Source organism: Roseomonas sp. KE0001 (assembly GCF_016107285.1).
GTDB lineage: Bacteria > Pseudomonadota > Alphaproteobacteria > Acetobacterales > Acetobacteraceae > Pseudoroseomonas.
This window is the reverse complement of the sequence record NZ_RCVQ01000007.1, coordinates 109,873-123,064: the sequence shown is the minus strand read 5'-3', so window position 1 is coordinate 123,064 and position 13,192 is coordinate 109,873. Positions and strand designations below refer to the sequence as shown.

Genomic DNA, 13,192 nt, shown 5'->3' with positions numbered 1-13,192 from the left:
TCAGGCGCACGGCGTGGTTTCGGAATTGCGTCGGGCGCCCTATCTTACGCAGGCGCTGGGCCGGCATGTGCAGGCTGGCCGGCACACGGATGGGAACCGCACGGTGAACAATTTCGGCCGCAATCTGGCGCTTTGGGTGATTGTGGCGCTGCTTCTGGTGGCGCTGTTCAATCTGTTTCAGCCTTCGTCCTCGAACCGCCAGACGGGCCAGCAGGTCGCCTACAGCGACTTCCTGAATGAGGTGAATGGCGGGCGCGTCCGCGATGTCACCATCCAGGGCCGCACCCTGACGGGGCAGCTCGCGGATGGCCGCAACTTCTCCACCTACACGCCCGAGGATCCGAGCCTGGTCAGCCGGCTGACCGACAAGGGCGTGCGGGTCGTGGCGCGGCCGGAGGAGAGCGACGTCAACCCGCTCTTCCACTACCTGCTCTCCTGGTTCCCGATGCTGCTGCTGATCGGCGTCTGGATCTTCTTCATGCGCCAGATGCAGGGCGGCGGCGGCCGGGCCATGGGCTTCGGCAAGTCCCGCGCCCGGCTGCTGACCGAGAAGCAGGGCCGCGTCACCTTCGAGGACGTGGCCGGCATCGACGAGGCCAAGGGCGAGCTGGAGGAGATCGTGGACTTCCTGCGCGACCCGCAGAAGTTCCAGCGCCTCGGCGGCAAGATCCCCAAGGGCGTGCTGCTGGTCGGCCCCCCGGGTACCGGCAAGACGCTGCTGGCCCGCGCCATCGCCGGCGAGGCCAATGTGCCGTTCTTCACCATCTCGGGCTCCGACTTCGTCGAGATGTTCGTGGGCGTCGGCGCCAGCCGCGTGCGCGACATGTTCGAGCAGGGCAAGAAGAACGCGCCCTGCATCATCTTCATCGACGAGATCGACGCGGTGGGCCGCCATCGCGGCGCCGGCCTCGGCGGCGGCAATGACGAGCGCGAGCAGACGCTGAACCAGATGCTCGTCGAGATGGACGGCTTCGAGGCGAATGAGGGCGTCATCCTCATCGCCGCCACCAACCGCCCCGACGTGCTCGACCCCGCCCTGCTGCGCCCCGGCCGCTTCGACCGCCAGGTGGTGGTGCCGAACCCGGACGTGCAGGGCCGCGAGAAGATCCTGCGCGTGCACATGCGCAAGGTGCCGCTGGCCTCCGACGTCGATCCGAAGACCATCGCGCGCGGCACGCCGGGCTTCTCGGGCGCCGATCTCGCCAATCTGGTGAACGAGGCGGCCCTGCTGGCCGCCCGCGGCGGCCGCCGCACCGTCGGCATGCACGAGTTCGAGATGGCCAAGGACAAGGTGCTGATGGGCGCCGAGCGCCGCAGCCTGGTGATGTCGGACGACGAGAAGAAGATGACCGCCTATCACGAGGCCGGTCATGCCCTCGTCGCCCTGCATGAGCCGGAATGCGATCCGGTGCACAAGGCCACCATCATCCCGCGCGGGCGGGCGCTCGGCCTCGTCATGTCCCTGCCGGCCGGCGACCGCTACAGCAAGCACAAGAGCAAGCTGAAGGCGGAGCTCGCCATGGCCATGGGCGGCCGTGTCGCCGAGGAGCTGATCTTCGGCTCCGACAAGGTGTCCAACGGCGCCTCGGGCGACATCAAGATGGCCACCGACCAGGCCCGCCGCATGGTCACCGAATGGGGCATGAGCGAGAAGCTCGGCATGATCGCCTATGGGTCGAACGACCAGGAGGTCTTCCTCGGCCATTCCGTGACCCAGTCGAAGAACGTCTCGGAGGCCACGGCGCGCGAGATCGACGCCGAGATCCGCAGCATCATCGACGACAGCTACGCCCGCGCCAAGCACACGCTGCAGACCCATATCGAGGAGCTGCACGCCCTGGCCAAGGGGCTGCTGGAGCACGAGACCCTCTCGGGCGATGAGATCCGGCTGGTGATCCGCGGCGAGCCGGTGGTGCGCAACCGCCCCGACGAGCCCACCCCGGCCGGGCGGGGCAGCGTGCCGAGTTCCGGCCGGCCGCGCCCCGGCGGCGGTCCCGGCCTGAGCCCGGCGCCGCAGCCGGGCACCTGAGCCGCCCGTCGCCTCCACGGCCGGCCTGCGTTAAGAAGGACCCCCTCTGGGGTCCTTTTTTCATTCGGGGAGATGGCCGGGATGGCCGAGCGCTGGATCGAGCCGCTGGGCCTGTTGCAGGGCGCCGCCGCGCTCCAGGCGGTGCGGGATGGTCATGCCCTGCCGCTGGCGGGCGGCCCGGCGGCCTTCGCCCTTGTCCGCCTGATCGAGGACCGGCGGGACCTCGGCATCCATTCCGCCCGCGGCCTGCCGCCGGGCTGGGAGGCGCTGCTGCCGCCCCTGATTCGCCGCCCCCAGGCCTTCGCCGGCCTTCCGGACGACCGACCCCTCGTCATGGGCATCCTGAACGCCACGCCGGACAGCTTCTCCAATGGCGGCCAGCACCTGGACCCCGCCGCCGCCATCGCCGCCGGCCATGCCATGCTGGAGGCCGGGGCCGATATCCTCGACATCGGCGGCGAGAGCACCCGCCCCGGCGCGCCGCCGGTGACGCCGGAGGAGGAGATCGCCCGCATCCGCCCGATCCTGCGCGAGCTGGCCAAGGCGGCGGTGGTCAGCGTCGACACCCGCCACGCCGCCACCATGCGCATGGCGCTGGAGGAGGGGGCCGAGATCGTCAACGACATCACCGCCCTGCGGCAGGACGCGGCCTCGGTGCGGCTGGTGCAGGAGGCGCGGGCGCCGGTGGTGCTGATGCACATGCCCGTGCTCGACCCCCGCCGCATGCAGGAGGCCACCGGCTATGCCGATGTGGTGCTGGAGGTGGCGCGCTTCCTGCGCCAGCGTGTCGAGACGGCCGAGGCGCTGGGCATTCCGCGCGGGCGCATCGCCATCGATCCGGGGCTGGGCTTCGGCAAGACGGCGGCGCAGAACCTGGCCCTGATGGAGCGCCTGCCGCTGCTCGCCGGCATCGGCTGCCGGATCCTCGTCGGCGCGTCGCGCAAGCGCTTCGTCGGCAGCGTGACCGGCGTCGCCACGCCGGCCGGCCGGCAGGCGGGGAGCCTGGCGGTCGCGCTGGCCGCCGCCGCGGCCGGGGCCACGATCCTGCGCGTGCACGATGTGGCGGAGACGGCGCAGGCCTTGCGCATGTGGCGGGCCTGCGCCGAGGGACGCTCGGCCGCGCTGGACTGAGAGGGCTGCCTGGGGGGGTGCCTGAAGGGCTGGCGGCGGCGCATCGCGCCGCTTGGTCGCCCGCCGGCCTGCCTGTATGACAGGCCGGGAGCGAGCGGCGACAGGGCGCCCGCGGACGGGGAGGGAGCCCAGGCATGACGGAGACCCAGCGCCGCCTTTTCGGCACGGACGGCATTCGCGGCGTGGCCAATCGCGCGCCGATGGATGCGGGGACGGCGCTGCGCCTGGGTCAGGCGGCCGGCCGCTTCTTCAATCGCGGGGCGCACCGGCACCGGGTGGTCGTCGGCAAGGACACCCGGCTCTCCGGCTATATGCTGGAGCCGGCGCTCACCGCCGGCTTCGTGGGCGCCGGCATGGATGTGGTGCTGGTCGGGCCGCTGCCGACGCCGGCCATCGCCATGCTTGCCCGCAGCCTGCGCGCCGATCTCGGCGTCATGATCTCGGCCAGCCACAACCCCTTCGAGGACAATGGCATCAAGCTCTTCGGGCCGGACGGGCTGAAGCTGTCGGACCGCGAGGAGGCCGAGATCGAGGCGCTGATGGCCGGCGATCTCAGCGCCCAGCTGGTCTCCCCGTCGCGTCTCGGCCGCGCCAGCCGCCTGGAGGACGCGCCCGGCCGCTATATCGAGGCCGTGAAGGCCAGCTTCCCGAAGGGCCACAGCCTGGCCGGGATGCGCATCGTCGTCGATTGCGCGCATGGCGCGGCCTACAAGGTCGCGCCGACCGTGCTGTGGGAGCTCGGCGCCGAGGTGGTGCCGCTCGGCGTGGCGCCGGATGGCTTCAACATCAACCGCGACTGCGGCTCGACGGCGCCGGGCCGCATGGCCGAGCTGGTGCGTGAGCGCCGCGCGGATCTCGGCATCGCCCTGGATGGCGATGCCGACCGGCTGGTGCTGGCCGATGAGCAGGGGCAGGTGATCGACGGCGACCAGATCCTGGCGGTGATCGCGCGCTCCTGGACGGCGCAGGGCCGGCTGCGCGGCGACGCGGTGGTGGCCACGGTCATGTCGAACCTGGGGCTGGAGCGTTACCTGGCCGGCCTCGGCCTGCGGCTCGACCGCACCCGCGTGGGGGATCGCTATGTCTCGGAGCGGATGCGCGAGACCGGCTGCAACCTGGGCGGCGAGCAGTCCGGCCACATGATCATGTCGGATTTCGGCACCACCGGGGACGGGCTGGTGGCGGCGCTGCAGGTGCTGGCCGTGCTGGCGGAGGAGAAGCGGCCGGCGAGCGAGGTCTGCCGCCGCTTCACGCCCCTGCCGCAGCGCCTGGTGAACGTCCGCTTCGCCGGGCCGACCCCGCTCGCCGATCCCGCCGTGGCCGAGGCCATCGCGGCGGCCGAGGCCCGCCTCGGCGCACGGGGCCGGGTGCTGATCCGCGCCAGCGGCACGGAGCCGATGATCCGCGTCATGGCCGAGGCGGAGGAGGAGGCGCTGGTCGAGGAGACGGTGGAGGGGCTGGCGGCGCTGATTCGCGCCCGGGCCGCCGCCGGCCCGCGCAAGTCCGCGCGCGCGGAAGCCGTGGCGGGGGGGGCCTGATGCGCGGCCGCGTCCTGATCATCGCCGGCTCCGATTCCGGTGGTGGTGCCGGCATCCAGGCCGATATCAAGGCCTGCACCGCGCTCGGCGCCTATGCCGCCACGGCGATCACGGCGCTGACGGCGCAGGACACGCTGGGCGTGCATGGCGTGCATCCGGTCCCGCCGGACTTCATCCGCCAGCAGATCCGCCTGACGCTGGAGGACATCGGCGCCGACGCCCTCAAGACCGGGATGCTGGCCGACAGCCCGACCATCGAGGCCGCCTGCGACGCGCTGGCGGCGCATCCCGCCCGCATTCCGCTGGTGGCCGATCCGGTGATGGTGGCCAAGGGGGGCCACGCCCTGCTGGCGCCGGAGGCGGTGGCGACGCTGAAGCGGCGCCTGCTGCCCCTCGCCAGCGTCGTCACGCCGAACCTGCCCGAGGCGGAGATCATGGGCGGGCGGCCCATCGCCGGCATCGAGGACATGCCGGCGGCGGCGCGGCGCATCCTGGAGCTTGGCGTGCCGGCCGTGCTGCTGAAGGGTGGCCACCTGCCAGGCGAGCGGCTGGTCGATATCCTGGCCACATCCGAGGGCATCGAGCGCTTCGAGAGCGCGCGCATCGACAGCCGCAACACCCACGGCACCGGCTGCACCCTGGCCTCGGCCCTGGCCGCCGGCCTCGCCCAGGGCCTCTCCCTGCGTGACGCGGTGGTCCGCGCCCGCGCCTATGTCCGCGCCGCGCTGCTGGCCGCTCCGGGCTTCGGCCGCGGGCATGGGCCGCTCGATCACGCCGTGACGCTCGATCCGGCGCGGCTCGCAACCCTGGCATGAGCGGGCGGGGGTGCCGTGGCCCCCGCCTTCCCGGGCAAGCTCGGGCGTGACGCAGCCGTGCAGAGAGCCGCCATGACCCCGCCGCCGACCGACGCCCTGCCCAGCCGGGTTCCCTTCTTCCAGGTCGATGCCTTCACCAGTCATGCCTTCCGGGGCAATCCGGCGGCCGTGATCCCGCTGCGAGCCTGGCTGCCGGAGGCGCTGATGCAATCCATGGCGGCCGAGCACAACCTCAGCGAGACCGCCTTCCTGGTGCCCGACGGCCCCGGCCGGTGGCACCTGCGCTGGTTCACGCCGCGCATGGAGGTGCCGCTCTGCGGCCATGCCACCCTGGCGACCGCCTGCGTGCTGGCGCGGGAGTTCGGCGAGGCCGGCACGCTCCGGTTCCGCACCGCCTCGGGCGAGCTGCGCGTGGACCAGGCGGAGGAACGCTTCATCCTCGACTTCCCGGCCAATCCGCCGCGCCGCGCCCATGGCGGTCCGCCCGGCCTCGCCGCCGCGCTGGGCGCCGTGCCGCGCGAGGTCTGGAAGGCGCGGGACTGGATCTGCGTCTTCGACAGCGCCGAGACGGTGCGCGCGCTGCAGCCCGACCACCGGCGCATCGCCAGCCTGCCCGACAGCGCGGCGGGCGGCCAGGCAGCGCGCGTCGTCGTCACCGCGCCGGGAGATGACGGCCGGCACGACGTGGTCTCCCGCTACTTCGCCGCCCGCGTGGGCATCGACGAGGACCCGGTGACCGGCGCCGCGCATGTCCAGCTCGTGCCCTACTGGGCGGACCGCCTGGGGCGCGAGAGCATGGTCTGCCATCAGGCCAGCGCGCGCGGCGGCACGCTCTGGTGCGAGCGGCGCGGCGACCGCGTGCGGATGGGCGGCGACGCCGTGCTCTATGCCCGCGGCGAGGTGCTGCTGCCCGCCGCTTGATCCCGGGCCACAGGCGGCGCAAACCGCCCCCCCATCCGCGATCCGAGGACCCCACCGCCATGGCACAGGACAACCCGGCCAATCCGCGCCCCGCGCGGCGCCCGGCCAACCCGGCCTTCTCCTCCGGCCCCTGCGCCAAGCGGCCCGGCTGGTCGCTGGCCGCGCTCGAGGGCGCGCTGCTCGGCCGCAGCCACCGCGCCACGGAGCCCCGGGCGCGCCTGGCCGAGGTGATCGCCCGCTCCAGGGCGGTGCTGGGCATGCCGGAGGACTGGCGGCTCGGCATCGTCCCGGCCTCCGACACCGGTGCGGTGGAGATGGCGCTCTGGTCGATGCTCGGCCCGCGCGGGGTGGATGTGCTGGCCTGGGAGAGCTTCTCCGGCGAATGGGCCAACGACATCACCCGCCAGCTCCGCCTCGAGGACGTGCGGCTGCGGCAGGCGCCCTATGGAAGCCTGCCCGACCTGTCCGATGTCTCGCCGGAGCGCGACCTGGTCTTCGTCTGGAACGGCACCACCAGCGGCGTGCGGCTGCCGGATGCCGGCTGGATCGCGCCGGACCGCCGGGGCCTCGCCATCTGCGACGCCACCTCGGCCGCCTTCGCCATGGACCTGCCCTGGGACCGGCTCGATGTCGTCACCTGGTCCTGGCAGAAGGCGCTGGGCGGCGAGGCGGCGCATGGCATGCTGGCGCTCTCTCCGCACGCCGTGGCCCGGCTGGAAGGCCACACGCCCGCCTGGCCACTGCCGAAGATCTTCCGCCTGACGCGGGGGGGCAGGCTGATCGAGGGAATCTTCCAGGGCGACACCATCAACACGCCCTCCATGCTCTGCGTCGAGGATGCGCTGGACGGGCTGCGCTGGGCGGAATCGATCGGCGGGCTGCCGGCCCTCATCGCCCGGTCCGAGGCCAATCTGGCGGCGGTGACGGCCTGGGTGGAGAGCCAGCCGGAGGGCTCGCGGCGCATGGCCTTCCTCGCCGAGCGGCCGGAGACGCGCTCCTGCACCTCGATCTGCCTGCGCATCGTCGCGCCCTGGTTCACGGCCCTGACCGCCGATGGCCAGGCCGCCGCCAGCCGGGTTCTGGCCACGACGCTGGAGCGGGAAGGGGTGGCGCTGGATGCCGCGCCCTATCGCGACGCGCCGCCCGGTCTGCGGCTCTGGGGTGGCGCGACGGTGGAGACCGAGGATCTCCGCGCCCTGTTCCCCTGGATCGACTGGGCGCTGGCCGAGGTGGAGGCGCAGTTCGGCGCCTGAGGCAGCCATCGCCGAGGCCTGGAGGGCTGGCTCAGCCGCCCGCCGAGGCTGAGAGGGCCAGGATGTCCTGCCGCCCCGCCGTGGGCATCCGCGTGGCCTCGCGATAGGCCTCGATCGGCAGCGGTCGGCCGAACAGGTAGCCCTGGAACTCGTCGCCGCCCTCCGCGGCGAGCAGAGCGCGCTGGGCTTCCGTCTCGACGCCCTCGGCGATCACCGGCATGCCAAGCTCCTGGCCGAGCCGTATCACGGCGCGGATGATCGCCAGGCTCTGCCGGTTCTCCAGATCCTGGATGAAGCCCCGGTCGAGCTTGATGCGGGAATAGGGAAAAGCGCGCAGGGCGCTCAGCGAGGAGTAGCCGATGCCGAAATCGTCCATGGCGACATGCACGCCGCAGCGGCGCAGCCGCTCCAGATTGGCCAGGACCTGCGTATCGCCGGAGATCAGCATCGTCTCCGTCACCTCGATCTCCAGCCGCGACGGCGCCAGGCCCGTCTGTTCCAGCAGCAGCAGGACGGAGGGGGCGAATTCGGCCTTGCGCAGCTCGGCGACGGAGACGTTGACCGCGATCCGCAGCGGCCGCTCCCAGCCCGCCGCCTCGCGGCAGGCCGTCTCGCGCACCCAGGCGCCCAGGCTGCGGATGAAGCCGCTGGCCTCCGCCATGGGGATGAAGATATCGGGCGGGATCGGACCGCGGACGGGATGGCGCCAGCGCACCAGCGCCTCGAAGCCGATCACGGCGCCGCTCGCGGCCTCGACCTGCGGCTGGTAGGCGAGGCTGATCTCGCCGCGCTGCAGGGCCATCGTCAGGTCGGCCTGCAGGGCCTTCTGGTCGTGCCGCTCCCGGTCCATCTCGGTGGTGTAGATGGCGTGGCGGTTGCGGCCGAGGCGCTTGGCCTCGTAGAGCGCCACATCGGCCTTGGCCAGGAGATGGAGGCCGCTCAGGCCGGGCGTGGGGAAAAGGACGGCGCCGATCGAGGCGCCGATACGGAGGCGAAGATCCTCCCGGAGCTGGAAGGGCTCGGCCATCCGCCGGAGCAGCCGGTTCGCCAGTTCCTCGACCATGCCGGGCGAGACCTCGCCCTCGACCACGAGCACGAACTCGTCGCCCCCGGGCCGCGCCAGGACATCACCCTGGCGGATCTCGTCCAGGCAGCGCTTGGCGACGGCGCGGAGCAGGAGGTCGCCCGCGGTATGGCCATGCTCGTCGTTGACGTCCTTGAAATGGTCCAGGTCCATGCAGAACACGGCGAGGCCGCTCTGGCCCGAGCGGGCGCGGAGAACGGCGCGGGCCAGGCGCGTCTGCAGGCTGTGCCGGTTGTGCAGACCGGTCAGGGAATCCTGGTGGGCCAGGCTGTACATCCTGGCCTCGGCCGCGATCCGCTCCCGCATGTCCCGCAGCGCCACGGCGAAGCCGCTCTGCTGCCGGGCCAGTTCGATGCGGCGGGCGCGCAGCTCGACCGGCACCGGCCCCTCCGGGCCGCGCAGGCCGACCAGCACCGGGCTCCGCTGCCCTTCCTTCAGCACCTCCTCCATGCGGGGCTGGGGCAGGGACAGCAGCTCGGCCAGGGACGTTCCCGTGGGATCGGCGCCCAGCAGGGCGGCGAGGTTGTGGTTGCCGTGGCGGATGACGAGCCTGTCGTTGCAGATCGCCAGCCCGTCGAAGGCGGCCTCGGCGAGGCCGTGCAGGCGCAGCGCGGCATGTTGCAGGGCAAGCCGGCTGCGCAGCCAGATGATGCCGGGAACCGAGAGCAGCAGCATCGCCATAAAGCCGGCGGCGAGGCGGATCTCGCCCTGCCGCAGGGCCCAGTCCGCGGGGGTGGGAATCCCGAGCGGCACGAATTCGGTGGCGGTCATGCTGCCCATGTGCAGGCTGATGATGCCGAGGACCAGAAAGCCGGCGGTCCAGATCCGGCCGCGCCAGAGGCCTTCCGGCGGGGTGAAGGCGAGCGCGCTGAAGCCCGCGCCGGCCAGGACCGCCACGGCCGCGCCGGTGGTGTCGATGGCCACCACGCCGGGAAAGATCACGGCCTGGATACCGTAGAAGTGCATGACGCCGACGGACAGGCCGAAGATCACGCCCGACAGCGGTCGCCAGATCCGCCGCGGCGCCAGAAACTGGGCGTTCAGGGCGATCCCGGTGCCGAGGATGATGATGGCGCCGGAGACGGCGGTGGCCAGCGGTGCATAGGAGAACACGTTCCGCGTGTCATAGGCGAGCATGGCGACGAAATGGGTCGCCCAGACGCCCGACCCCAGCGGAAGCGCGATCAGGGTGATGAGGAGGCGCTCGATCCGGCTCTGCGGCGTCTCGACGACGCCGACCTTCAAACTGGCGGCGAGGCTGGTCAGCAGGCAGATGGCGACAGCGACCCCCAGGGTGCCGGCATCATGCTCGCGCAGGCATGTCCAGGCGTCGTACAAGCAAGCCTCCTTATCGATGCCGCCTCAAGACGCTCTCCCCTGTCCGGAACCATCCCTCCGTGCAGGAGCCTGCTGGGCCGGCATGGAGGGATGACGGAGAAAAACAGGGAAATCATTGCGGGATGGGCAGGCAGTACAACCCCATGTTGTAGTGTCAGACTACACAGCAAGGGCTTTCGGCATCGATAAGATCGTGGCGGAGGCGGCGCTGGAGGGCTCATGCCCGCGCCGGGTCGTGGCCGGCCATGCCGATATGCCGAGGCCGTGTCTCCCTCCGGCGATACCCGCCGCGGCGATCGGGCGCTATAGCTCCGCCCCGTCACCGCGGAGGACTTCATGACAGTCGGCATCGAGATGGGCCGGACGACCGGCGGGCAGCCCGCGCTCCTCGACCTCGAGGAGCTGCTGGCCACCCGCCTGCTGGTGCAGGGCAATTCCGGCTCCGGCAAGTCGCACCTGCTGCGCCGGCTGATGGAGCAGTCCGCCCCCTGGGTGCAGCAGGCGGTGATCGACCCGGAGGGCGATTTCGTCACGCTCGCCGATCGCTTCGGCCATCTGGTCATCGACGCCGCCGAGCACAACGAGGCGGCCCTGCAGCGCGCCGCCGACCGGGTGCGCGCCCACCGCGTCTCCGTCGTGCTCAACCTCGAGGGGCTGGACGCGGACGGGCAGATGCGCCACGCCGCCGCCTTCCTGGGCGGGCTGTTCGACGCCGACCGCGACCACTGGTCGCCCATGCTGGTGGTGGTGGATGAGGCGCAGCTCTTCGCCCCCGCCGCCGCCGGCGAGGTGTCGGACGAGGCCCGCCGCGCCTCGCTGGGCGCCATGGCCAATCTGATGTCGCGCGGGCGCAAGCGCGGGCTGGCCGGCGTCATCGCCACCCAGCGCCTGGCCAAGCTGGCCAAGAACGTCGCCGCCGAGGCCTCGAACTTCCTGATGGGGCGCACCTTCCTCGACATCGACATGGCCCGCGCCGCCGATCTGCTGGGGATGGAGCGGCGGCAGGCGGAGATGTTCCGCGACCTGCCGCGCGGCAGCTTCGTGGCGCTCGGCCCCGCCCTGTCGCGCCGGCCGCTGCCGGTCACCATCGGCGCGGTGGAGACCGAGTCGCGTGGCACCAATCCGGGTCTGATCCCCCTGCCGCAGACCGCGCCGGAGGCGGCGCGGGAACTGGTCCTGGCCGCGACCGCGGAACCGGACCCCGTGCCGCGCCCGGTGCGGCGGGCTCCGTCGCCGCCGCCCGACATCCTGGCACAGCTGGCCCAGGCCCGCCCGGCGGTGGCGACACCCCGCGCAGAACCGGCGATGACCGCCGAGGAACAGGCCGAGCGGCGGCGGCGGATGGACGAGATCCTGCGGCAGATCCTGGCCGAGCCCGAGGCCGCCTTCCGCAACGGCTCGGTGCTGTACCAGGATTTCCTGGTGCGGCTCCGCATCCACGCCATCCCCGGCAAGCCGCCGGAGATCCCGGCCTTCCGTCGCATGCTCTCCGTGGCCCGCGCCGGCATCAGCGCCGAGGCCGCCGAGGGGGAGGCGTGGCAGGCGGTGGAATCCCGCGCCGCCGCCCTGCCGGAGGACACCCAGGGGGTGTTCCTGCTGCTGGCCCGCGCGGCGCTCGACCGGCTGCCCTGCCCGTCGGACGCGACCATCGCGGAGGCCTATGGCACGCGTTCGGCCGGGCGGGCGCGGCGGCTGCTGAGCTGGCTGGAGGAGCAGGGGGCGATCGTGCAGCGCCCGGATGCGGCCGGGCGGCGCATCGTCGCGCTGGTGGGGCTGGGGTGGGAGACGGCGCCGGGAGAGGCGGCGGCGTGAGAAATCCCGCGCGCCGGGCTCAGCCGCCGGCCGCCATCTCCGCCAGCACGGCGTGCGCCGCCCGGATGCGGTCCGGGATGGGCCAGTTGCGGTTGGCCAGCAGGGCGATGCCGATCCGCCGGGCCGGCACGAAGGCCAGATAGGCGCCGAAGCCCCTGGTCGAGCCGGTCTTGTTGAACAGCGTCTCCGGCGCGGCGGGGCCACGGCCGGGCAGGGGATGCGCCGGCTGCTCCTCCAGGGCCATGGCGGCGGAATTGCCGTCGAGCAGCGCCGCGAGCGGGACGGGCCAGGGATACTGCTCCCATCCCAGGCCCTGCACCATGGGGCCGACGCGGAACAGGCCGGTGCGGGTGGTGGCGATGGCCTGGCGCAGATCCGCTTCCAGGGCTTCCGGCTCCAGCTGCACGGCGAGGAAGTCCAGCAGGCTGTCGGCCGAGGCCTTCACGCCATAGGCCGCCGCGTCGAAGGCCCCCGGCGAGGCACGCGCGGGGCGGCCCTGCGCGTCCAGCCCCCAGGCCTGATCGCCGGCGGCGGCGGCGGGCACGCGGATATGGCAGCCGGTTAGGCCGAGGGCCGGGAACAGCGCCCCCTCCGCCGCCGCCGTATAGTCCGAACCCAGGGCCTGGCCGGCGAGGTGCCCGAGCAGCCCGATGCTGGGGTTGGAGTAGCGCCGGCGCGTGCCGGGCGGGGCGGAGGGGCGCCATGCCGCCAGGTAGCGCAGCGCCTCCGCATCGCTCGTGACATCGTCGGGGAACTGGAGGGGCAGGCCGCCGGCGGTGTAGGTGCCGAGCTGGCGCAGCGTGGCGGCGTCGATGGGCCGGCCGCGCAGCGCTGGCGCGTAGCGACCCGGATGCGCCCCGAGGTCGAGCCGCCCGCGCGCCTCGGCCCAGGCGGCCAGGGTGGCCGTGAACACCTTGCTGACCGAGCCGATCTCGAACAGCGTCCTCGCCGTCACCGGCGGCCCGTCGCCCGGCGCCGCGCGGCCGAAGGTGAAGACGTGACGCCGCCCCCCGGCGAGCAGGCCGACGGCCATGCCGGGCACACCATGCCGGGCGAGGAGCGGGCGCAGATGCCGCTCCAGGGCCTCGGCCCAGCCGGACGGTCGCGCCGGCGCCGGCCCGGCGGCTGCCGTCGCGATGGCGGTGGCGAGCAGGCCCCGCCGGCCCAAGGGTGCGCGCCTCATTCGGCCGTCGCCGCCCCGGGCAGCATCAGGGCCATCGCCATCCAGTCCCGCCTTCCGCGCATCGCGCGTCTCCCGTTGTCGTCAGGCG

9 protein-coding genes are annotated in these 13,192 nt (G+C 73.0%); 7 read left to right on the top strand and 2 right to left on the bottom strand.

Annotated elements, in window-relative coordinates:
• Positions 1-103 precede the first annotated feature (103 nt).
• The 6 genes from ftsH to D9598_RS14945 all read left to right on the top strand — a co-directional run bounded on the left by ftsH (position 104) and on the right by D9598_RS14945 (position 7,687).
• A complete protein-coding gene (gene ftsH / locus D9598_RS14970) occupies positions 104-2,029 on the top strand; it encodes an ATP-dependent zinc metalloprotease FtsH (RefSeq protein ID WP_198367341.1) in 1,926 nt (641 codons plus the stop codon).
• 81 nt (positions 2,030-2,110) lie between these two features.
• On the top strand, positions 2,111-3,160 hold the full coding sequence (gene folP / locus D9598_RS14965; protein WP_198367340.1) for a dihydropteroate synthase: 1,050 nt from the start codon (positions 2,111-2,113) through the stop codon (positions 3,158-3,160).
• Between the two features lie 134 nt (positions 3,161-3,294).
• Positions 3,295-4,698 carry a phosphoglucosamine mutase gene (gene glmM, locus D9598_RS14960; RefSeq protein WP_198367339.1) on the top strand — a complete coding sequence of 468 codons (1,404 nt, stop codon included), beginning with the start codon at positions 3,295-3,297 and terminating at the stop codon, positions 4,696-4,698.
• Positions 4,698-5,513, top strand: a complete 816-nt coding sequence (thiD, locus tag D9598_RS14955; protein ID WP_198367338.1) for a bifunctional hydroxymethylpyrimidine kinase/phosphomethylpyrimidine kinase — start codon at positions 4,698-4,700, stop codon at positions 5,511-5,513. Before glmM ends, thiD begins: the two co-directional genes overlap by 1 nt.
• 72 nt (positions 5,514-5,585) lie before the next feature.
• The gene (locus D9598_RS14950) at positions 5,586-6,434 is read left to right on the top strand and encodes a PhzF family phenazine biosynthesis protein (RefSeq protein ID WP_198367337.1); all 849 of its coding nucleotides are present in this window, start codon (positions 5,586-5,588) and stop codon (positions 6,432-6,434) included.
• 59 nt (positions 6,435-6,493) lie between these two features.
• The gene (locus D9598_RS14945) at positions 6,494-7,687 is read left to right on the top strand and encodes a phosphoserine transaminase (RefSeq protein WP_198367336.1); all 1,194 of its coding nucleotides are present in this window, start codon (positions 6,494-6,496) and stop codon (positions 7,685-7,687) included.
• Positions 7,688-7,718: 31 nt separating this feature from the next.
• Here the strand turns inward: D9598_RS14945 and D9598_RS14940 are convergent, their stop codons facing one another.
• Positions 7,719-10,109: an EAL domain-containing protein gene (locus D9598_RS14940; RefSeq protein ID WP_198367335.1), complete on the bottom strand. Its 2,391-nt coding sequence runs from the start codon at positions 10,107-10,109 to the stop codon at positions 7,719-7,721.
• 336 nt (positions 10,110-10,445) lie between these two features.
• Between D9598_RS14940 and D9598_RS14935 the strand changes: the two genes are divergently transcribed.
• The gene (locus tag D9598_RS14935; RefSeq protein ID WP_198367334.1) at positions 10,446-11,921 is read left to right on the top strand and encodes an ATP-binding protein; all 1,476 of its coding nucleotides are present in this window, start codon (positions 10,446-10,448) and stop codon (positions 11,919-11,921) included.
• Between the two features lie 19 nt (positions 11,922-11,940).
• Here D9598_RS14935 and ampC read toward each other — a convergent pair whose 3' ends face one another.
• Positions 11,941-13,089, bottom strand: a complete 1,149-nt coding sequence (gene ampC / locus D9598_RS14930; RefSeq protein WP_198367333.1) for a class C beta-lactamase — start codon at positions 13,087-13,089, stop codon at positions 11,941-11,943.
• Positions 13,090-13,192 lie beyond the last annotated feature (103 nt).